Origin of the sequence: Loktanella sp. F6476L (assembly GCF_023015725.1) — a bacterium.
In the GTDB taxonomy this organism is placed as follows: domain Bacteria; phylum Pseudomonadota; class Alphaproteobacteria; order Rhodobacterales; family Rhodobacteraceae; genus Yoonia.
The window spans coordinates 151703-172320 of the sequence record NZ_JALKAR010000002.1 but is presented as its reverse complement, the minus strand read 5'-3'; the positions used below and the strand labels follow the sequence as shown (position 1 = coordinate 172320).

General features: G+C 56.4%; 18 protein-coding genes. 12 read left to right on the top strand and 6 right to left on the bottom strand.

Translation table 11 applies throughout. From position 1 onward, the window contains the following. Positions 1-19: 19 nt before the first annotated feature. Entirely contained in the window at positions 20-1315 is a 1296-nt protein-coding gene (glyA, locus tag MWU61_RS06095) for a serine hydroxymethyltransferase (protein WP_247127399.1), read from the bottom strand. Positions 1316-1434: 119 nt separating this feature from the next. Here glyA and MWU61_RS06090 point away from each other — a divergent pair, with 119 nt between their 5' ends. Next, positions 1435-2256 (top strand): NAD kinase, encoded by an 822-nt coding sequence (locus MWU61_RS06090; RefSeq protein ID WP_348106681.1) that lies wholly within the window; start codon positions 1435-1437, stop codon positions 2254-2256. 54 nt (positions 2257-2310) lie between these two features. Next, a complete protein-coding gene (locus MWU61_RS06085) occupies positions 2311-2661 on the top strand; it encodes a DUF6614 family protein (RefSeq protein WP_247127397.1) in 351 nt (116 codons plus the stop codon). A gap of 32 nt (positions 2662-2693) precedes the next feature. Here MWU61_RS06085 and MWU61_RS06080 read toward each other — a convergent pair whose 3' ends face one another. From MWU61_RS06080 to MWU61_RS06070, 3 genes are all read right to left on the bottom strand, one after another. Continuing rightward, on the bottom strand, positions 2694-4586 hold the full coding sequence (locus MWU61_RS06080) for a propionyl-CoA synthetase (RefSeq protein WP_247127396.1): 1893 nt from the start codon (positions 4584-4586) through the stop codon (positions 2694-2696). 130 nt (positions 4587-4716) lie between these two features. Then, on the bottom strand, positions 4717-5520 hold the full coding sequence (locus tag MWU61_RS06075; RefSeq protein ID WP_247127395.1) for a hypothetical protein: 804 nt from the start codon (positions 5518-5520) through the stop codon (positions 4717-4719). After that, positions 5513-7792, bottom strand: a complete 2280-nt coding sequence (locus MWU61_RS06070) for an NADP-dependent malic enzyme (RefSeq protein ID WP_247127394.1) — start codon at positions 7790-7792, stop codon at positions 5513-5515. The genes MWU61_RS06075 and MWU61_RS06070 overlap by 8 nt, the downstream gene beginning before the upstream one ends. A 132-nt stretch (positions 7793-7924) precedes the next feature. Between MWU61_RS06070 and MWU61_RS06065 the strand changes: the two genes are divergently transcribed. The 7 genes from MWU61_RS06065 to MWU61_RS06035 all read left to right on the top strand — a co-directional run bounded on the left by MWU61_RS06065 (position 7925) and on the right by MWU61_RS06035 (position 15304). Further along, on the top strand, positions 7925-9013 hold the full coding sequence (locus MWU61_RS06065) for a cupin domain-containing protein (RefSeq protein WP_247127393.1): 1089 nt from the start codon (positions 7925-7927) through the stop codon (positions 9011-9013). A gap of 57 nt (positions 9014-9070) precedes the next feature. Beyond that, on the top strand, positions 9071-9463 hold the full coding sequence (locus tag MWU61_RS06060) for a cytidine deaminase (RefSeq protein ID WP_247127392.1): 393 nt from the start codon (positions 9071-9073) through the stop codon (positions 9461-9463). Positions 9464-9466: 3 nt separating this feature from the next. Further along, a complete protein-coding gene (locus tag MWU61_RS06055) occupies positions 9467-10771 on the top strand; it encodes a thymidine phosphorylase (RefSeq protein ID WP_247127391.1) in 1305 nt (434 codons plus the stop codon). After that, positions 10768-11955 (top strand): phosphopentomutase, encoded by a 1188-nt coding sequence (locus tag MWU61_RS06050; RefSeq protein ID WP_247127390.1) that lies wholly within the window; start codon positions 10768-10770, stop codon positions 11953-11955. Before MWU61_RS06055 ends, MWU61_RS06050 begins: the two co-directional genes overlap by 4 nt. Further along, a complete protein-coding gene (locus MWU61_RS06045) occupies positions 11952-12947 on the top strand; it encodes an adenosine deaminase (RefSeq protein WP_247127389.1) in 996 nt (331 codons plus the stop codon). Before MWU61_RS06050 ends, MWU61_RS06045 begins: the two co-directional genes overlap by 4 nt. Beyond that, entirely contained in the window at positions 12940-13575 is a 636-nt protein-coding gene (gene upp / locus MWU61_RS06040; RefSeq protein WP_247127388.1) for a uracil phosphoribosyltransferase, read from the top strand. Before MWU61_RS06045 ends, upp begins: the two co-directional genes overlap by 8 nt. An 85-nt stretch (positions 13576-13660) precedes the next feature. Continuing rightward, on the top strand, positions 13661-15304 hold the full coding sequence (locus tag MWU61_RS06035; RefSeq protein ID WP_247127387.1) for an SPOR domain-containing protein: 1644 nt from the start codon (positions 13661-13663) through the stop codon (positions 15302-15304). Between the two features lie 72 nt (positions 15305-15376). Here the strand turns inward: MWU61_RS06035 and MWU61_RS06030 are convergent, their stop codons facing one another. Then, positions 15377-16378 (bottom strand): hypothetical protein, encoded by a 1002-nt coding sequence (locus MWU61_RS06030; RefSeq protein WP_247127386.1) that lies wholly within the window; start codon positions 16376-16378, stop codon positions 15377-15379. 100 nt (positions 16379-16478) lie between these two features. Beyond that, positions 16479-18098 carry an AMP-binding protein gene (locus MWU61_RS06025; protein ID WP_247127385.1) on the bottom strand — a complete coding sequence of 540 codons (1620 nt, stop codon included), beginning with the start codon at positions 18096-18098 and terminating at the stop codon, positions 16479-16481. Between the two features lie 88 nt (positions 18099-18186). Between MWU61_RS06025 and MWU61_RS06020 the strand changes: the two genes are divergently transcribed. The 3 genes from MWU61_RS06020 (at position 18187) to MWU61_RS06010 (ending at position 20615) form a co-directional block, all read left to right on the top strand. Beyond that, positions 18187-19110: a DMT family transporter gene (locus MWU61_RS06020; RefSeq protein WP_247127384.1), complete on the top strand. Its 924-nt coding sequence runs from the start codon at positions 18187-18189 to the stop codon at positions 19108-19110. Continuing rightward, positions 19107-19748 carry a sulfotransferase family 2 domain-containing protein gene (locus tag MWU61_RS06015; protein WP_247127383.1) on the top strand — a complete coding sequence of 214 codons (642 nt, stop codon included), beginning with the start codon at positions 19107-19109 and terminating at the stop codon, positions 19746-19748. The genes MWU61_RS06020 and MWU61_RS06015 overlap by 4 nt, the downstream gene beginning before the upstream one ends. Positions 19749-19961: 213 nt before the next feature. Beyond that, complete coding sequence (locus tag MWU61_RS06010) at positions 19962-20615, top strand: Hint domain-containing protein (protein WP_247127382.1); 654 nt, start codon at positions 19962-19964, stop codon at positions 20613-20615. Positions 20616-20618 lie beyond the last annotated feature (3 nt).

The following is a 20618-nucleotide window of genomic DNA, read 5'->3' as shown; positions in this document are numbered from 1 at the left end:
TCGGGAAAGGCGTCTGTTTTTAGAGTTCCGGATAGATCGGGAACTGATCGCAAAGCGCTTCAACTTCGGCGCGCACCTTGGCTTCGACTTCGCCGTTGCCATCTGGGCCGTTGGCGGCAAGGCCATCGACAACTTCGACGATCCAATCTGCGATTTGACGGAATTCGATTTCAGTGAATCCGCGAGTCGTACCTGCAGGGGACCCAAGGCGAATACCGGATGTGACCATCGGCTTTTCAGGGTCAAACGGGATGCCGTTTTTGTTGCAGGTGATATGGGCGTTGCCCAATGCGACCTCTGTTGTGTTGCCCTTCACGCCTTTCGGACGCAGGTCCACCAACATCAGGTGGCTGTCTGTGCCGCCGGATACGATGTCCAAGCCACCCTTCATCAACTGATCTGCCAGGGCTTGCGCGTTCTTCACAACCTGTTCTTGGTAGGACTTGAATTCGGGGCGCAGTGCTTCGCCGAAAGCCACAGCTTTACCAGCGATGACGTGCATCAGCGGGCCGCCTTGGATGCCGGGGAAGATGGCAGAGTTGAACTTTTTCGCTAACGCTTCGTCGTTAGTGCAGATCATGCCGCCGCGTGGACCGCGTAGGGTTTTGTGCGTCGTTGTGGTGGCCACATGCGCGTATGGGAACGGCGACGGGTAGATGCCTGCCGCGACGAGACCGGCAAAGTGCGCCATGTCGACCAACAAATATGCGCCAACAGAATCGGCAATCTCGCGCATGCGCTTGAAATCGATGATCCGTGGGATCGCAGAGCCGCCCGCGATGATCAGTTTTGGCTGGTGTTCAGTCGCCAATTCTTGGACTTCGTCGTAATCCAACAGGCTGTCCTGTTTACGGACGCCGTATTGAACCGCGTTGTAAATTTTACCGGATTGGTTCGGCTTTGCACCGTGGGTCAGGTGACCACCAGCGTCTAGTGACATGCCCAAAATGGTATCGCCCGGCTTGATCAGGGCCTGAAACACACCTTGGTTCGCCTGTGAGCCAGAGTTCGGCTGAACGTTCACAAAGTCGCATCCAAACAATTGCTTAGCGCGATCAATGGCAAGGTTTTCGGCCACATCAACGTGCTGGCAACCACCGTAGTAACGACGGCCTGGGTAACCTTCGGCGTATTTGTTTGTCAGGACACTGCCTTGGGCTTCCATGACGGCGGCGGAAACGATGTTCTCGGACGCGATCAGTTCGATTTCTTTGCGTTGACGCTTCAGTTCCAACTGCATGGCAGCGTGCAGTTCTGGGTCGCGTGTGGCGATGGTTTCGGTGAAAAAGCCGGTATCGCGGACAGTGTCGTTCATGACGGGAAATCCCCTTTGGTGACGTTTGGCAGCGTCTTAACGCAGGATGGGCTTCGTCAAAAGCATCAAAACGACCATGATCGTTATGAGCCCGTCATGATTGGTTTCCGATCCGTTGCTTGCGTTTCGTCTTTGATCAGGGGATGTCTATAGGACTTGTTAAGGAATTCAGTGCTATGCCGCGTCGTCAGATCGCTTTTGTTGCCAGTCCGGTGCCTTTGGCCCAGCAGGCGTTATCTGCCTTGTCGCAGGCCCATGGCAATGTGCCGCAGGAAGAAGCGGACGTCATCGTGGCCTTGGGCGGTGACGGTTTTATGCTGCAGACCCTGCATGCGACCCAAAAACTGTCTGCGCCAGTCTACGGGATGAACCGTGGGACTGTCGGGTTCTTGATGAATGAATTTCACGCGGATGATTTGCGGTCCCGCCTTGAAGAGGCTGAAGAAGAGGTCATCAACCCGTTGGTGATGAATGCCCTGACCGTCGATGGTCAAATGCATGAAGCCTTGGCAATTAACGAGGTTTCATTGCTTCGGGCAGGACCCCAGGCGGCGCGTTTACGGATTTCGGTGGACGGTAAAGAGCGGATGAAGGAACTGGTGTGTGATGGCGCATTGGTCGCCACGCCCGCTGGATCGACCGCCTATAACTATTCGGCTCACGGTCCAATTCTGCCAATCGGATCGGACGTGCTGGCCTTGACGGCGATGGCTGCGTTTCGGCCGCGGCGTTGGCGCGGTGCGTTATTGCCAAAGCGGGCCGTTGTGCGCTTTGACGTGATCGACAGCGCAAAGCGTCCGGTGATGGCCGATGCAGACGGCAAGTCGGTGAAGGATGTGGTGAGCGTCGAAATCAGGTCTGATCCAAGCGTGCAGCATCGCATTTTGTTCGATCCGGGCCATGGGCTAGAAGAACGCCTGATCCGCGAACAGTTCGCTTAACGGTTTTGAAGGTTAGTTCTGCGTAGGGTGCATAACCCAGCGAAGGACAAGTCTATGAATCTTTATCAATGCTCGATCGATCTGAAGGATGATGCAAAAGCGGTGGCCTTTGCCGTCGCGGTCGAGGCGTGGATGACCCACCTGCAATCCAATGGCGTGATACAGACATGGCGATTGTGTCGGCGCAAATTGGGCTTTGGCGCGCCGGTGGCCCGTGATTTCCAACTTGAGATCGCAGTCGAAAATATGACGCAGCTTGATCAGGCATTCCGATTTACCGGCACCCATGATGAACAAACGGAACGCCTGTATACAACGGTTCATCAAATGGTCGGGGTTGCCGATATGGCGCTTTTCCGCCCGTTTCCGGATCCGGAAAGGGCGGAACGTATGGCGCTGATCTAGCCCCCACGCATAGTGCGGGGGCTATTGGATTGTCAGTCTGCGGCGTAACCCATGGGCTGCAACGCTGCTTTGATCTCGTCCAGAATGGCAGGATCATCTATCGTTGCAGGCATTTTGAACGGTTCGGAATCCGCGATTTTGACCATCGTCGCCCGCAGGATTTTACCTGAGCGTGTTTTGGGAAGGCGGTCGACGACAGCGACAAGCTTGAACGCCGCAACCGGACCAATCGTATCGCGCACACGTTTGATGCAATCGGCTATGATCTGTTCGTTGGGCGTTTCGCACCCATTGTTCAAGCAGACAAAGCCCATCGGCAGCTGGCCTTTTAACTGATCCGTCACACCGATTACTGCGCATTCCGCAACATCGGGGTGACCGGCTAATACTTCTTCCATAGCGCCTGTGCTTAACCGGTGGCCCGCCACGTTAATCACATCGTCAGTCCGCGCCATGATGTAAAGATAACCGTCTTCGTCGATCATCCCTGCATCGCCGGTCTCATAATAACCGGGGAACGTGTTGAGATAGCTCTTGAGGAACCGTTCTTCGGCGTTCCAAAGCGTCGGCAAAGTTCCGGGTGGCAAGGGCAGCTTGATAGCGATGGCCCCTAGTTCGCCCGCAGCCATTGGTTCGCCTTCATCGGTCAAAATCTGAATGTCGAAGCCGGGCAGGGCGACACTTGGGGACCCGATTTTCACGGGCATCGGTTCAATACCAGCTGGATTACAAACGGCGGGATAGCCGATTTCGGTCTGCCACCAATGGTCATACACAGGAACGCCCATGACGTTTTGCGCCCATTCGATCGTGTCTGGATCAGCGCGTTCGCCCGCAAGGTACAGGGCACGAAGACAGGAGATATCGTAGTTCTTGATCAATGCACCTGTGGGGTCATCACGCTTGATCGCACGGAACGCAGTAGGCGCAGTGAAGAAGGACCGCACGTTATGTTCGGAAATGACCCGCCAGAATGTGCCTGCGTCCGGCGTGCCAATCGGCTTGCCCTCAAATACAACAGTTGTGTTCCCGTGGATCAGCGGCCCGTAACAGATATAGCTGTGCCCAACGACCCAACCCACATCAGACGCGGCCCAGAACACATCGCCGGGATCGACGTCATAGATGTTTTTCATCGTCCAGTTCAGCGCGACCAGATGACCGGCCGTCGGGCGCACCACGCCTTTGGGCTGCCCGGTCGTGCCGGATGTGTAAAGGATATAGGCAGGATGATCACCCGAAACGGTCACGCAATCGGCCGGTGCGACGCCGTCTTGAACATCTTTCCAATCGAAGTCGCGCCCTGCGATCATATCGCACCGCTGTTCGTCGCGTTGCAGAATGATGGTGAAGTCGATCTTGTGTTTCGCAAGCTCAATTGCGTTATCTAACAACGGCTTATATTCAACGACGCGCCCAGGTTCGACGCCGCAAGAGGCGGCCAAAATGGCTTTGGGTGTCGCGTCATCAATGCGGACGGCCAGTTCGTTGGCCGCAAATCCGCCGAAGACAACAGAATGCACCGCCCCGATCCGCGCACAGGCCAGCATCGCGACTAAGGCTTCGGGCACCATCGGCATGTAGATGATAACGCGGTCGCCTTTTGTGATGCCTTTGTCGCGCATCGCACCGGCCAAGCCTGCCACCTTGTCTTTCAACTGCGCGAAGGTGATCGTGTCTTTTGATCCCGTGATCGGGCTGTCGTAGATAATCGCGGCCTGATCCGCGCGCCCGTTTTCGACGTGACGATCAACGGCGTTGTAGCACGCGTTAACCTCTGCATCGGTGAACCATTCGTAAAGTGGGGCCTTACTGTCGTTCAGCGCCTTCGTTGGCGGTGTGACCCAATCAATGGCCTTCGCCTGTTCCAGCCAAAACCCATCAGGATCCGCTTTTGCTGCGGCATAAACGCTTTTGTACGACATATTCTTCCTCCCCGAAGTCTACGCAACTTTGTTGCTGGTTTTGTAATGTGGAGCAAGCTTGGTCCGCGCGGAAAAGCGAAGGATTGTAAACTTATTGACTAATCTGATGGGGGGTAGCGCGTGCCGCCTATTAGATGTCGGTCGGGCGGACGTATTTTTGCCAGTACTCTTTGATCCATTTGACCGGAAAATAACCAAATTTCTCGTTCGATCCCCAGCGGGTGAAGGCCCCTTTGGTCATGTCTTCCGGATTTGGTTTTCCATGGAAGATGACGATATATGCATCCTTTGGCCGCGCTATCGGTCGGAAAAGGCCGAGCGGGAAATGATAGGCGAGGCTTTTCTTAAAGCTGAGCATCCAGCCCAAGGGCCAAGATTGCTTATCTTTGGCATGGTAATGGATAAAGTTCTGATCGTTCCGGAATTCGCGTAACTGATCGTAGGTCTTATCATGGAACATCTCAAAAAGGTGGTCCTGCGTGCCCGCAACAAAGCCGACGACGGATGAATTGGACATCAACGGTTTGCCGAACATCGATGGGAACATGCGGGGTAGGGTATCGGGGATTTCTTGAATGATATGCAGGCCGCCTTTACGCTTGATGTGATCGAAAAGGGGCGTCAAATCCTGCAAGACGACCACGTCCACATCGACCATGATCACGGGTGTGCCCGGCGCAATGATGCCAGGCGCAAACGCAGATAACTTGGGCCACATGCCCTTGACCCAATCCGCGCGATCAATCGCGAATTCGGGCAGCGGTTGTGTTTCAATCCCGTCGGCCAGACCCGTCGTATCGTCCGTGATGCAGACCATGCGAAACGGGGTCGTCATTATATCGGACAAGGCCCGATACAAGATGTTCGTGTACTTGCACGGATACCCCTGACCCCATTTAAAGCAAAGAAAAACAGGCGTTTGCGTATCAGCCATAATGCGCAACCGGTGTCCCTGCGAGGGCTGACATGTTCAGCAGACCGCGTGCTGTGATGGACGGTGTCACGATGTGGGCTTTGTTGCCGAGACCCATCAGAATCGGCCCAACCTCAAGCCCGCCACCTTTCATCTTCAAGATGTTACGCACGCCAGACGCCGCGTCGGTATTCGCGAAGACGAGACAGTTCGCCGGGCCGGGCAGGTGCGCATTGGGGAACACGCGATTGCGCAGTTCGACATCGAGAGCGGAATCAACGTGCATTTCGCCTTCGTAGGCAAAGTCACGGGGGGCCGCGTCAAGGATTTCCATTGCCGCGCGCATCCGACGGCCAGAGGAATTGTCGAGGTTGCCGAACTGACTGTGCGAACAAAGCGCAATTTTGGGGTCGATCCCAAAACGACGGATGTGACGCGCACAGCTGATCACGGTTTCTGCAATTTGTTCGGGCGTTGGTTCCGCGTGGACTTGAGTATCGGCGATGAATAATGGCCCATCTTCGAGGATCATCAGAGATAGGGCCGCTACGGGATGCAATGACTCGGACCCCAAGATTTCGGTCACGTATTTCATGTGCCACAGGAATTGACCAAATGTGCCGCAGATCAATGAATCTGCTTCGTTACGATGCACCATGACTGCGCCAATGGCTGTTGTATTCGTCCGCATGATGGCACGGGCGAGGTTTGGTGTGACGCCGCGCCGCGCCATGATGTCATGATAGGTGTTCCAATAATCGCGATAACGCGGATCGTTTTCAGGGTTCACGATTTGCAGATCAACGCCCGGCTTGATTTTCAGGCCTGCACGTTCCGCGCGCGCTTCGATCACTTCGGGGCGGCCGATCAGGATCGGTTGTTCGGTGGTTTCTTCCATGATCGCTTGGGCCGCGCGCAACACGCGTTCGTCTTCGCCTTCGGCAAATACGATGCGGCGGCTGGCGCTGCGGGCGGCTTCGAATACCGGGCGCATCAGGAAAGCAGATTTGAAAACTGATCCGTCAAGATTTGCTTTGTAGGCGTCGACGTCCGCGAGGGGGCGTTTGGCGACGCCGCTTTCCATCGCGGCCTTCGCGACAGAGGTCGCGACGACACCCATCAGGCGCGGATCGAATGGTTTTGGGATCAGGTAGTCTGCGCCGAACGTGAGTTGTTCGCCGGAATAGGCGGCGGCTGCTTCGGCTGACGTTGTTTCACGGGCGAGGGCTGCGATGCCGTCAACGCAGGCGATTTTCATCGCGTCGTTGATGTCTGTCGCGCCGACGTCCAATGCGCCGCGGAAGATGAACGGGAAGCACAGGACGTTGTTCACTTGGTTCGGATAGTCGCTGCGGCCCGTTGCGATGATGGCGTCGGGGGCGACAGCGCGTGCGTCGTCGGGTGAAATTTCCGGGTTCGGGTTGGCAAGTGCGAAAATGATCGGCTTTGATGCCATTTTCGCGACCATTTCCGGTTTCAGAACGCCGGGACCGGACAGGCCCAGAAACAGGTCCGCCCCGTCGATCACATCCATCAAGGTCGCGGGCGTCGTGCCTTGCGCATATTCGGCTTTTTGCGGTGTCATGTCTTTTTCGCGGCCTTCGTAGACAACACCTTCGATATCACAAAGCCACACGTTTTCACGCTTTACGCCTAGCTTAAGCAACATATTGAGGCAGGCGATGCCAGCCGCACCACCGCCGGTCGAAACGATTTTGATGTCCTCGAAAGACTTGCCGGCGACCCGCAGCGCGTTGGTTGCGGCAGCGCCGACGACGATGGCGGTGCCGTGCTGGTCGTCGTGGAAGACGGGAATATCCATGCGTTCACGGCAGATTTTTTCGACGATGAAGCAATCGGGGGCTTTGATGTCTTCAAGATTAATCGCACCAAAAGTTGGCCCCAAAGCGCAGACAATTTCAGCCAGCTTTTCAGGGTCGGGTTCGTCCAGTTCGATGTCAAAGCAATCAATGTTGGCGAATTTCTTGAATAGAACCGCCTTGCCTTCCATCACGGGTTTTGACGCCAGCGCACCAATATTGCCAAGGCCCAGAACAGCCGTGCCGTTGGTGACCACTCCGACCAAGTTGCCACGCGTCGTGTAATCGCGGGCGGTGTCGGCATCACCTTTGATTTCGATGCAGGCTTCAGCCACACCGGGGGAATAGGCGCGCGCAAGATCGCGTCCGTTGGCAAGCGGTTTTGTTGCGCGAATTTCCAGTTTTCCTGGCTTAGGGAACTGGTGGTAATGCAGTGCCGCGTCGCGCAGTGCTTCTTTCGCTTTATCGGTCATATCGCCATCCCAAATAATTTGTTTAACGTTAAACTACTTTTCCTGACGTAAGGAAAGCTTCGTGTTTTGCCTGCTCAAACCATGGATCAACTTAGCTTGCAAATCATCAATGCGCGCGACAAATTGTGACCTATGACCCAAAAAACAGAGATCAGAGCAGAAATCTGCCTGCCGACCACAAACCTGACTGCTGACATCGGCTTTTTTACGAAGGTGTTGGGCATGCAAATGGATCGCATTTATCCTGCCGATGATCCCAAAGTCGCGTCGTTTCGCGGCCATGGCTTGGCGGTTCAGTTGGATGCGGATGCTGCACAATCGGCTGGCAGGCTACAGTTTGCGACTGATGATCAGACGTTTGCAGATGGGAAAACGCAGCTTGTATCGCCCGGCGGGACGCAGGTTTCTGTCGTGCCCCTCAATCCACCGCTGATCTTGCCCGAGACCAACCATAGCTTCGTTGTGCGTCGGCTTGCTGATCAGGCCCCGTGGGTGATTGGCCGCGCAGGCATGCATTATCGCGATTTGATCCCCGACCGTTTGGGCGGTTCCATCATCGCGAGCCACATTCGTATACCAGATGGTGGTCCGGTCCCTGACATGGTGCATTATCATAAGGTCGGGTTTCAGTTGATTTTCTGCTACCGTGGCTGGGTTGATGTCGTCTACGAAGATCAAGGTGGACCGATCCGACTGACGGCGGGGGATTGCTTTATCCAGCCGCCTGAAATCCGACATCGCGTGTTAGAGGCGTCTGACGGCATCGAGGTGATTGAGATCGGTGTGCCAGCTGAACACGTGACGGAAATCGATCACGAGATGACCTTGCCCACTGCGGTTGTGAACCGTGATCGTGAATGGGATGGCCAGCGTTTTGTGCATAACGTCGCGGAAGGTGGCACATGGGTGGACGCGCGGCTGCCGGGATTCATTGCACGGGATACGACGATTGCGGAAAACACCAAGGATGTCGCAGGTGTGCAAGTGATCCGGCGCGGGCAGGGCGATCCGGTCTGGGCTGCACATGATGCTGACATCTATTTTACCTTTGTTATGCAGGGGGAATTCGTGTTGGAAGGCGACGGACAGGCCCCACATACCTTGGTCGCGGGTGATGCCTTTGTGATCCCGCCGGGGATGCGCACGCGGTATAGCGCGCCGAGCGACGATCTGGAGTTGTTGGAAGTTGCGCTGCGCGGTGATTTCCGCACCGAACTCTGACTTGCATCGCCCCGCGCGCTTCGTCACATTGATCCGATCAAACGACAGGAGCCTTGTATGTTATTGACCGATGCCGCCCGTGCTGTGCGCGAAAACGCCCACGCCCCTTATTCGAATTTCAAAGTCGGCGCGGCTGTGAAAACGGCTGCTGGCAATATCTATGTCGGCTGCAATGTCGAAAACGTGGCCTATCCTGAAGGCACCTGTGCAGAGGCTGGTGCGATTGCCGCGATGGTCGCCGCGGGCGAACGCGACATTGTCGAAGTCGCCGTGATTGCCGATAGTCCCAAGCCGGTCACGCCATGCGGCGGATGCCGTCAAAAACTGGCCGAATTTGCAGGTGGTGATGCGGTTGTGACGATGTTGACGACTGACGGCCCGCAAGAGGTGACAACCGTCGGTCAACTGCTGCCCGGATCATTCGATGCTGATTACATGACGCGGACGTAAGTTATGGATGCCCGTGCGATCATTGCGAAGGTGCGCCGCAAACAAACCCCTGCGCCAGAAGAACTTGCTTGGTTCACCAGTGGTTTGGCGACTGGTGTGGTCAGCGATGCACAGGCTGGCGCCTTTGCGATGGCGGTGTGTCTGAACGGCCTGTCTGATGCGGGGCGCGTGGCGTTGACGACCGGTATGCGCGACAGTGGCGATGTGCTGGCGTGGGAACTGGACGGGCCTGTTCTGGACAAACATTCGACAGGTGGTGTTGGCGATTGTGTGTCGCTGATCCTTGCGCCTGCATTGGCTGCATGTGGTGTCTACGTGCCGATGATATCGGGGCGCGGGTTGGGCCACACAGGCGGCACGCTTGATAAGTTGGAAGCGATCCCCGGTTTGTCGACTTCGGTCGATGAGGCCAAGCTGCGCAAGATCGTCGGGCATGTTGGCTGCGCGATTGTCGGAGCGACAGGCAGCATCGCGCCAGCAGACAAACGGCTTTACGCGATCCGTGATGTGACCGCGACGGTCGAAAGTATGGATTTGATCACAGCGTCGATCCTTGCCAAGAAACTGGCTGCGGGACTTGATGGGCTGGTGTTGGACGTGAAAGCGGGATCCGGCGCGTTCATGAAAACCCAAGGCGAAGCGGCTGCATTGGCCCGCGCATTGGTTGGCACCGCGAATGGGGCGGGCTGCAAGACGGCGGCGATGGTCACGGATATGAACAGCCCGCTGGCGCCAGCGCTGGGCAACGCGTTGGAAATCGCCATTTGTATGGAAGTTTTGGGTGGTGATCGTGCCGCTGCGCCGCGCCTTTACGACTTGAGCGTTGCGCTGGGCGCGCGCGTTTTGGCGTTACATGGCGAAGAAGAAGCAAAGGCGAAGGTCCGGTTGGAAAGCGCGATCAGTTCTGGCGCTGCGATGACCCGATTTGCGGATATGGTTGCAGCGCTTGGCGGCCCACCTGACATGGCCGATGATTGGCACACGCATTTGCCGAAAGCCAAAGTTGTACGTGATATTGTTGCGTCTGACGTGGGGCATATTGCTGCGATCAATGGCGAAGCATTGGGTCTTGCTGTTGTTGCATTGGGCGGCGGACGGCAGGTCGAGACAGATCAGATTAATCCGTCAGTCGGTTTGGCCAATATGGTCGGTGTCGGTGATGCGATTGCGGCGGGCCAGCCGCTTTGCACTGTTCATGCCGCAGATGACGACACCGCAGATGCCGCGGCCAGCGCCGTGCGCGCCGCGATCACGATCGGCGAGATGCCCGCGCCCACGTCGTTGATCATCGAAAGGATTGATCCATGACCGATCAAGCCCGTGCCTTTGTCATTGTGATCGACAGTGTGGGGATTGGTGGCGCACCTGATGCGGATCAATATTTCAATGGCGATTTACCTGATACGGGCGCCAACACTGTCGCCCATATTGCGCAAAAGCACGGGTTGCGTGTGCCGACGCTTGACGCGCTGGGGCTTGGTGCGGCTGTGACGCTTGCCTCTGGCGAGGTTCTTGATGGATTTACCACGTTGCCAACGGGCGCTTGGGGGGCTGCGACCGAGATTTCACGCGGGAAAGATACGCCTTCGGGCCATTGGGAATTGGCGGGCGTCCCTGTGCCGTGGGATTGGCATACGTTTCCCAAAACAGAACCTACCTTTCCGGACGAATTAACCGTGATGATTTGCGAAGCTGCGGGGACGGGCGGCATTCTTGCCAACCGTCACGACAGTGGTACGGCAGTGATCGACGCGGAAGGCGCGCGGCACATGCAGACCGGATGGCCAATCTGCTATACGTCCGTGGATTCCGTGCTGCAAATTGCAGCGCATGAAGAAACGTTCGGACGTGAGCGGCTGTTGAAGCTTTGCGCAGAAATCGCGCCGACGTTGCACGCGATGAAGATTGGGCGGGTGATTGCACGGCCTTTCATTGGTAGCCCTGAAACCGGATTTGAGCGAACCGCTTACCGCCGCGACTTTGCCATTGCGCCACCTTCGCCCACGCTTTGCGATTATGTCCATGATGCCGGGCGCATGGTGCATGGTGTTGGAAAGATTGGCGATATTTTCTCAATGCGGGGCATTGATAGCACTACGAAAGGCCGCGACGTTGACCTGATGGGTGATCTGAACAGGCTTGTGGATACGGCCGAGGCGGGGTCCATGACGTTTGCGAATTTCGTGGAATTTGACAGTGAATATGGCCATCGTCGGGATGTCGCAGGATATGCCGCACAACTGGAATGGTTTGATGCAGCACTTGCCGAAATTCTGCCGCGCCTGCGTGCGGATGATCTGTTGATCGTGACCGCAGATCATGGCAATGACCCGACTTGGCCTGGAACGGACCACACGCGCGAACGGGTGCCTGTGTTGGTTCACGGGATCGGTGCCAAGCCTTTAGGGCAGATTGATTTTGTTGATGTGGCCGCCAGTGTTGCGGACCATCTGAACGTGCCCTACGCGGGCCAAGGAAAGAGCTTTTTATGACCTTTGCGACTATGCCAAAAGTGGAGCTGCATTTGCACCACGAAGCGGCTGCACCGCCGTCGTTTATCCGCCAGTTGGCACAGGAAAAGAAGATCGACGTGAGCGCGTCTTTCGACGACGACGGCAACTACAGCTTCCGTGACTTTGCGCATTTCATTCAGGTCTATGACGGGGCAACTGTTGCGCTGACAACGCCAGAAGATTTCCGGCGTCTGACCTATGTTGCGTTGGAAGAGACCGCAAAGTCAGGTGTGATCTACGCAGAAACCTTTCTTTCGCCCGATTTCTGCGGGAAATGTGATCTTGTCGCTTGGCGTGAATTTCTGGCCGCGATCAAAGAGGGGGCTGATGCCGCTGAAAAAGATTTTGGCATCGTGCATCGTGCGATTGCGACGTGCCTGCGCCACGAAGGCCCTGAACAAGCCAAAAAAGCCGCGCATTGCGCGGCTGAAACTGCAAGCGATTATTTGACCGGATTTGGCATGGCTGGCGCTGAACAGGTCGGGCGGCCCGGCGATTATGCTTATAGTTTTGACATGGCACGCGAAGCCGGACTGCGGTTGACGTGTCACGCTGGCGAATGGGGTGGGCCGGACATGGTCGCTGACACTCTACGCGATTTGAAAGTCGAACGGATTGGTCACGGAATTAACGCGATCCATGACGATGCGTTGGTGGATCAACTGGCGGAAGACGGTGTCGTTCTAGAGGTGTGCCCGGGATCGAACGTTGTTCTGAAAGCCGTTGAAAGCTGGGAAAGCCACCCGATCGCCAAACTGCGCGATCGCGGCGTGAAGGTGACTGTGTCGACCGATGACCCGCCGTTCTTCCACACGACAATGACTGAAGAATTCGAAAACCTGAACCGCGTCTTTGGCTGGGATCGCCCAGACTTTGATGCGCTGAATACGACTGCAATTGAAGCCGCTTTTTGTGACGACGCCACGCGTGCTGCGATTGTCAAACGCCTAGAGGATGCCAAAAATGACTGAACAACATCTCAACCATGTGACCCATCCGCTTGTGCAGCACAAACTGTCGCTGATGCGCCAGAAGGATACATCTACCGCCGTATTCCGCCAGCTTCTGCGCGAGATTTCACAGCTTTTGGCTTACGAGGTCACACGCGGTCTGCCGATGACAACAAAGCGGATTGATACCCCGCTTGAGCCGATGGATGCCCCTGTTTTGGACGGCAAGAAGCTGGCGCTGGTGTCGATCTTGCGGGCGGGGAACGGCCTTTTGGATGGTGTACTTGAACTGATCCCGTCTGCCCGTGTTGGCTTTGTCGGGTTGTACCGTGACGAAGAAACGCTGGAGCCGGTGCAGTATTATTTCAAGGTTCCGACAGAGATGTCAGAGCGTCTGGTGATTGCGGTTGATCCGATGCTGGCGACCGGTAATTCGTCTGTGGCCGCGATTGATTTGCTCAAAAAAGCAGGGGCCAAGAACATTCGTTTTCTTTGCTTGCTAGCCTCGCCTGAAGGCATTGCCCGCATGAAAGAAGCCCATCCTGATGTGCCAATCGTCACGGCTGCAGTCGATAGTCATTTGAATGAGCAGGGCTATATCGTGCCGGGTCTTGGTGATGCGGGTGACCGGATGTTTGGCACGAAGTAATCGCAGTACATTTGTAAACAGATTGTTTACAAAATAGGCCGATTGGGGCATCCTCACACAAAATATGGTGGGGAATACAACCAATATGGTACGGGCGGCATTCGGTTTTGTAAGTGTTGTGGCTTTGACGGCTGGGGCAACGTTGGCAGTGCAAGCGCAATCGCTTGCCACACCGGCCGAGTTTCCGCCGACATCTTACCGTGGAACCCAGTATGTCGATAGCGCTGGCTGCGCGTTTGTGCGCGCAGGCCAAGGCGTTCTTGTGAATTGGGTGCCGCGCGTTGACCGTCAGCGTAATCAGCTTTGCGGTTTTCAACCGACTCAGATTTCAGGTGCTTCCGGTCCGACGGCTGCGTCTGGCCCTATCATTACTTTCACGGACGTGCCTGAAGCCCGTGTTGTTACGGCCCCCGCACCTACGCCGGCGCCAGCACCCGTGGTTGCGCCACAACCCGCACCTGTTGTTGCAGCGGCTGTCCCTGCCCCGGTTGTAGAACCAGCAGCGCCCGCACCCCGCCGTGTGACTTTAGCTGAGGTGTGCGAGGGAAACTCTGGTATTCAGGCAGGTTTCGCGACGTCCAGTGGCGAACCCATTGATTGTGGCCCGGCACCGGTTGTTGCAGCAGCGGCACCAGCTCCCGAAGCCCCACTACCGCTTCCGCCCGCTTTACAAGCGACTGTTTCTGTCCCTGCGGTCGCGACCGTAACCGACGTACCACGGATCACATTGGCGCAAGCCTGTGATGGGCGTTCTGGTATACAGGCCGGATTTATCAGTGGATCAACCGGCGAACCTATCGATTGTGGTCCTGCACCAGAGGTGATCGCCGCATCCGTTCCAGCTGCGGTCGCCGCGCCTGAACCGCGCCGCGTGACTCTGGCAGAAATTTGCGCGGAAATCGCCGCGACTGGTCGTCGGTTTACAGATTTCGCGACGGGCCAACCTGTTGCATGCCCAGCAGCACCTGCACCATTGCCCGCGCCAACTGTCGTCGCGGCGGTTGCCACGAATGCTGGCCCCGCTTCCCCGTCTGCACCAATGATGGCGCTGGCACCGCGTGCACCAGCGGCTCAAGCGCCTGCTTCGACGAGTGTTATCAGCACCGGCGCGTGTCCGGGTGTGACGGGCATCAGCGCCCAGTATCTTGTTGCGACGCCAGGCAACCCTGTACGTTGTGGGCCGCAAACGGAATCGCCATCCGGTACCGAATATAGCGCCCGTGCGACGGCCCCGACGTCGCTATTTTCAGGGCCCGCCGTTCCCGCGTCTAACCCGACACCAGCCGCTGTGCGTGCTGCTGCGCCGATCCGGCCACCTGCGGGTTACACCCGTGTCTGGAATGACGGGCGGATCAACCCGAACCGCGGCGTTCGCCGCATCACGCGCGAACAAGCCATTGCAGAGGGGCTGATCGCAGCACCAGCGGCGGCACCGACCGCGACTGTATCATCAAAAAGCGTGGCACCTGCCACAGTCCGCGCACCTGCGGCTGCGGCGACAGCGCACCGTTTTGTGCAGGTCGGCAGCTTTGGTGATCACGCCAATGCAAATCGCCTCGCTGGACAATTCCAATCGCGTGGTTGGCCTGTCACATTCGCGAACACGACACGCGGCGGCCAAGCGATCAAGATCGTGATCCTAGGGCCTTTCGCAGCCGCATCACAACTTCAGACTGGTCTACAAGCCGCGCGCGCCGCAGGCTTTTCAGACGCGTTTACCCGGAACTAATCGGTTCTCCCGGGAAAGGGCCTCGCACGTTATCGCGGGGTCTTTTCTTGCGCAGGTGTCGGATTGGGCTGTTTAGCTGGCGCAGATGCCTTGCAAGCGGACCCATTCGCTATCTGTCAGGATCGGCGCTGTGTCACCGTCTGTGATTTCGCCCAATTGGGCCCCTTCAGGATCACGAATAGCGGCATAAGGGGCCAACGGTATGTCCGCCGCATCAAAAGCCGTGCGCAGATCGTCCGGTTTGGCTGGGGTTACGTCTAGCGCTTGGACCGACTTGGCATAGTTCGACAGGACGTCACCGGGGATATCGCCTGTGGTGAATAGCTGCACAGTTGTATTCAGGCCTGCATCCGTCAGAACATCGCCGAGTGGATCGTGGCTATCGCGGCCAGCAATCGCAGCAACGATAAAGCCGGACGCAATGGCCGGATCGTCAAGTTGTTCGATCAAGGCACGGTCAATCAAGACGATGTTGCCGGGCAGGACAGTGGCCCCTTGCGGGAGTGTCTGCACGACAACGATCTGGCCTTTCGCATCACGTCCCATGAGGCGTGTTTTCAGCTTTGAGAGAGGTGCCGCCCCCAAAGGATTGCGACAGGTCGGTCCGGTGAGGCGTTGATAATGCCCCAATATGGTAGCGCCGATTTCGTTACGCTTTGAATCAGGAACAACCGAAAGCGTTTGCCGCATGAAGGCCCCAGGCCCCCAAAAGGCAGCGGCGCCTATGATCGCAGCAAGAATGCCCAATGTGACGAACCCGCGCAGGCGTGGTGCACTGGGGGCGGATTTAAGCAAAGCCTTGCGGATCGTTTCAATGGCGTCGACCATCAGGTCGTCTTCAATTTCAAGGGTTTCTTCGGCGTCGGGCGCTGGCGCAAACAGGGCAGGTCGCACACCGGGGTTGCGCCGCATCACGGCAGGCAGGGACCAATGTGTCACGGGTTGTTCCGTGCTGTCGTGCAAGACCAGTGTGGCTTTGCCAAAGGAAACGGTCACCTCGATAGGATCCGACGTTGCGGTTTCGCGCCAAACGCCGCCGCTTTCCAGCCGCTCAAATTGGGTCAGTGCCGTCATATGCCTGTTTCACTCTTTTCAATAGTTTAGCGTGCTGGAACGACGTTGAATAGATGCGCCTGCCGCTGATGTCGAAATGAGTTGTGGTGGGCAGATGAAATCAGAGCGTTTTTGCCAATTTGCGCAGTTCAAACTTCTGAATTTTGCCGGTCGACGTTTTGGGGAGGTCTTGGAAGACGACCTTTTTGGGCGTTTTGAAGCCAGCAAGCCGTTCGCGGGTGAACGCGATGATGGTTGCTTCGTCTGCCATAGCCCCGTCTTTGAGTTCGATAAAGGCGCAAGGCACTTCGCCCCATTTATCATCCGGTTTGGCCACGACGGCACATAGGTTCACAGCCGGATGGTGCATCAGTGCGGCCTCGACTTCGACAGACGAGATGTTTTCACCACCGGAAATGATGATGTCCTTGGCCCGATCCGAGATTTGGATGTAGCCGTTGGGGTGTTGGATCGCGAGATCTTCGGAATGGAAATAACCGCCAGCAAAAGCTTTGGCGGTCGCTTCCGGATTTTTGTAATACCCTTTCATAACCGCGTTCCCGCGGATCACGATTTCGCCCTGCGTGGCCCCGTCCATCGCCACTTGGGTCATGTTCTCACCGACCACCGTAATGTCGTCCATCATCGGGAAAGCCACGCCTTGTTGCGCTTTGATCGCCGATTGTTCATCCGCTGGCAGGTCATCCCACATGTCGTTCCAGATGCATTCGGTCACGTGGCCATAGGTTTCGGTCAGCCCGTAAACCTGCGTGACATTGAAGCCAAGCTTGCCAATCGCGGCCAGTGTCGCAGGGGCGGGTGGGGCGCCTGCGGTGTAAACCTCTACGGTGTGGTCAAAGTCGCGGCGCGTGGCTGCGTTCACGATTAAGTTCAGGACAATCGGAGCGCCCCCGAAGTGCGTGACGCCGTGATCGGCAATGGCGTCAAAAATTGCTGCTGCCGTAATATCGCGACAGCAAACGACCGTTCCACCAAGTGCTGGCATCATCCACGTATGGTTCCAGCCATTGCAGTGAAATAGCGGTACGATCTGCAGGTAGATCGGAAACAGCGGCAATTGCCACGAGATCGGCGTACCCATCGTCATCAGATATGCGCCGCGATGGTGGTAAACGACGCCTTTGGGACGGCCTGTCGTGCCGGACGTATAATTCAGCGCGAGGCTTTCCCATTCGTCTTCGGGCATGGTCCACGTGAAATCTGCATCACCGGTTGCTAGAAAATCTTCGTAATCTTGCTGTTCGCCGATGCCGGGCACACCTGCAACGGGATCGGGGACTTCGATGATCAAAGGGGCTGGGCCGTCCATGAGCGCCACGGCATTCATGCATATGGGTAGAAACTGGCTATCACAGATCACAACGGACGCTTCGCCGTGATCGAAGATGTAGGCGACCGTGTCCACATCAAGGCGCGTGTTGATGGTATTCAAAACAGCACCACAGGCAGGCACGGCAAAGGCGGCTTCGGATTGCGCAGGAATATTCGGCAGGATCGTCGCCACCACGTCACCGGGTTTGACGCCGGATTTCACCAGAGCGGACGCCAAGCGGGTCACGCGGGTGTAGTAGTCGGCATAGGTCAATCGCGTGTCGCCGTAGATTAATGCGGTCCGATCCGCGAAGACGGACGCCGCTCGTATCAAATGCGACAAAGGTGTGAGCGGCACATGATTGGCCGCACATTTGTCCAAGCCGGTTTCGTCTTTCATCCACGCCATGACGCACACCTCCCAAATGTTGTCCGAATTAGACTAGTCAGGGATTATCGAAAACGACAAGGTCAAAGAACGAAATAAGGAGACCGAATTGGCCGTATCAGACCAAAACCCGAAGCTTGCAGTTCTTTGCACGCTGAGCGCCATGGCGTTGTTCGGATTGATCGACAATTTCATGCGCTTAGCCGCTGAAACCGGCGGTTTGTGGCAGTTCCATTTTTTGCGGTCTTTGATCGCATTAGGGATTCTAGGCGTTCTTGCGGCCTTCATGAAAATCGGACTGCGCCCGAAGCGTCCGGCCTTGGTTCTAGGGCGGACGTTTTTTGCGACCGTCGCCATGTTGATCTATTTCGGCTGTCTGGGGATCATGCCGATTGCGCAGGCCGTGGCAGGGTTATTCACCGCGCCAATATTTGTGGTCATTTTTTCGGTTCTGTTCTTCGGCGAAACGGTTGGATTGCGACGCAGCGCGGCTGTGATCATCGGGTTTGTCGGTATCGTCCTGGTGCTGCGACCGGATATGCAAAGCCTGTCTTTGTGGACTTTCGCCCCCATGATAGCGGGCGCGTTTCACGCGATGGGGATCATTACAACGCGGCGGTGGTGTGACGGCGAAGGGACGCTTTCGCTGCTTGCGATGTTCTTTGGCTTTATGTTGGTGATTGGCGGGGTTGGTATGATCCTGATCGGCCATTTCGTGACAGATGTCCCTGCGGGCGCCGACGGATTTGTGTTCCGTGGGTGGGTGCCTTTTGAGGGGACGTTTATGATCCTGACGCTGATACAAGGCGTCGGATCGTTGATCGGGGTCGGCCTGATCATCAAGTCATATCAGTTAGGCGAAGCTAGTTTTGTGGCCGTCTTTGAAAACAGCATGATCGTATTTGCGACGCTCTGGGCCATCGCATTGTGGCGCGAGGTGCCGGACGGCGTGGGGGCAATCGGACTTCTGCTGATCGTGGCGTCCGGCATCATCATTTCGCTGCGCACAGGACAAGTCGAAGCCGCGGTATGATCATTTCAAAGGGCCGTCAGTATATCTTTGTGCATATCCCCAAAACGGGGGGGACATCGCTGGCCTTGGCGCTAGAAGATCGTGCGATGAAAGATGATATCCTGATCGGTGACACGCCCAAGGCAAAACGTCGCAAAGGACGGTTGAAAGACCTGACACCTGCGGGGCGGCTTTGGAAACACAGTACGCTGGCCGATGTCGCGGGAGTTGTCGATCCGTCGGATTTTTTCGTCTTTACGATTGTGCGAAACCCTTGGGATAGGGCGGTTAGCTATTACCATTGGCTGCAATCGCAACGTTTTCAGCACCCTGCGGTGGGATTAGCGCAAAGCCTGACATTCAGCGAATTCATCAATCATAAGGCGATTATGGCAGGATTCCAATCTCAGCCATATCGGTCCTATGTCACCGACACAGATGGCGTTTTGCGCTGCAATCTATTTGCACGGCTTGAAGCCTTGGAAGATGATCTGCGGCCGCTTTGGGATCATCTGGGCTTTGCTTGTAAAGTGAATCGCGTCAATGCGTCCGACCGTGAACGTGACTGGCGACACTATTACAACGACGCTGATGCACAGATTATCGCAACGGTGTGTGCCGATGATATCGCCAATTTCGGATATAAATTTAAGCGTTAGGGTTGTGCGGGTTGCCGTTGGGATCGAAATTTGTTTCGAGTTTGTGATGAATACCGCCGATAAGGGTTAATTCCCCATCAACCACGCAACAAAGACGCAAACTTGCCCTTTTTCCAACGCACGATCGTCTTGAGAATCGTCGCCTACTGGTTGTGCAAGCGGCGAGAACTGAAACCAATTCGGTCGGTGCCACGGGAAAAGGGGATTGTGCCAATGTTTGAGTTTAAAAAAGACATTTGGGGACGCAGTACAGTAGCCGAGGCTGGCTTATTGGCTGACGCGACGTTGGCAGAATTGGCGACTGGGCTTGTCGCCGGCACACAGGTCGCAACGCAATTCGGGTGGCGCGATGTCGCGGCAGTTGCTGTTGGCGATCTGGTTTTGACATTCGACGGGGGCATGCAGACAGTTGCCGCCGTGCACCGTCAAATACTGGTCACTGGCGGCGAACTGGCCCCTGCAGATACGTGGCCGCTGTTTGTTCCAGCCGAAGCGTTGGGCAATCGCGACGACATGATCTTGATGCCGACCCAATCCGTCATGATCGAAGCGGACGCGGCAGAAGAAGTATTTGGCGATCCGTTCGCGATGATCCCGGCACTTGCGTTGGAAGGATTTCGCGGGATCGTACGCGTGCCGCCAGCAGAGCAGATCGAATTGATCACATTGGTGTTTGCTCAAGACGAAATCATCTTTGCCAACACAGGCGCGTTGATGTTCTGCCCGAAATCCAACGACATTTTTGACGCTGGATTGTCCGTCTATAGCACGTTGTCGCTAGAAGCCGCGCGTGCGTTGGTGGCGGTCATGGAACTTGACGGTTTGGGCGAGATTGCGATGCAAACGCCGTATCAAGTCGCGGCATAAGAA

Bases quoted from the DNA above. Each gene is read 5' to 3' on its own strand.
- MWU61_RS06050 (WP_247127390.1), top strand. From the start codon at position 10,768: ATGACCGATCAAGCCCGTGCCTTTGTCATTGTGATCGACAGTGTGGGG.
- MWU61_RS06055 (WP_247127391.1), top strand. From the start codon at position 9,467: ATGGATGCCCGTGCGATCATTGCGAAGGTGCGCCGCAAACAAACCCCT.
- glyA (WP_247127399.1), bottom strand. From the start codon at position 1,315: ATGAACGACACTGTCCGCGATACCGGCTTTTTCACCGAAACCATCGCC.
- MWU61_RS06075 (WP_247127395.1), bottom strand. From the start codon at position 5,520: ATGGCTGATACGCAAACGCCTGTTTTTCTTTGCTTTAAATGGGGTCAG.
- MWU61_RS06060 (WP_247127392.1), top strand. From the start codon at position 9,071: ATGTTATTGACCGATGCCGCCCGTGCTGTGCGCGAAAACGCCCACGCC.
- MWU61_RS06025 (WP_247127385.1), bottom strand. From the start codon at position 18,098: ATGGCGTGGATGAAAGACGAAACCGGCTTGGACAAATGTGCGGCCAAT.
- MWU61_RS06080 (WP_247127396.1), bottom strand. From the start codon at position 4,586: ATGTCGTACAAAAGCGTTTATGCCGCAGCAAAAGCGGATCCTGATGGG.
- MWU61_RS06085 (WP_247127397.1), top strand. From the start codon at position 2,311: ATGAATCTTTATCAATGCTCGATCGATCTGAAGGATGATGCAAAAGCG.
- MWU61_RS06070 (WP_247127394.1), bottom strand. From the start codon at position 7,792: ATGACCGATAAAGCGAAAGAAGCACTGCGCGACGCGGCACTGCATTAC.
- MWU61_RS06015 (WP_247127383.1), top strand. From the start codon at position 19,107: ATGATCATTTCAAAGGGCCGTCAGTATATCTTTGTGCATATCCCCAAA.
- MWU61_RS06010 (WP_247127382.1), top strand. From the start codon at position 19,962: ATGTTTGAGTTTAAAAAAGACATTTGGGGACGCAGTACAGTAGCCGAG.
- MWU61_RS06045 (WP_247127389.1), top strand. From the start codon at position 11,952: ATGACCTTTGCGACTATGCCAAAAGTGGAGCTGCATTTGCACCACGAA.
- MWU61_RS06035 (WP_247127387.1), top strand. From the start codon at position 13,661: ATGGTACGGGCGGCATTCGGTTTTGTAAGTGTTGTGGCTTTGACGGCT.
- MWU61_RS06065 (WP_247127393.1), top strand. From the start codon at position 7,925: ATGACCCAAAAAACAGAGATCAGAGCAGAAATCTGCCTGCCGACCACA.
- upp (WP_247127388.1), top strand. From the start codon at position 12,940: ATGACTGAACAACATCTCAACCATGTGACCCATCCGCTTGTGCAGCAC.
- MWU61_RS06030 (WP_247127386.1), bottom strand. From the start codon at position 16,378: ATGACGGCACTGACCCAATTTGAGCGGCTGGAAAGCGGCGGCGTTTGG.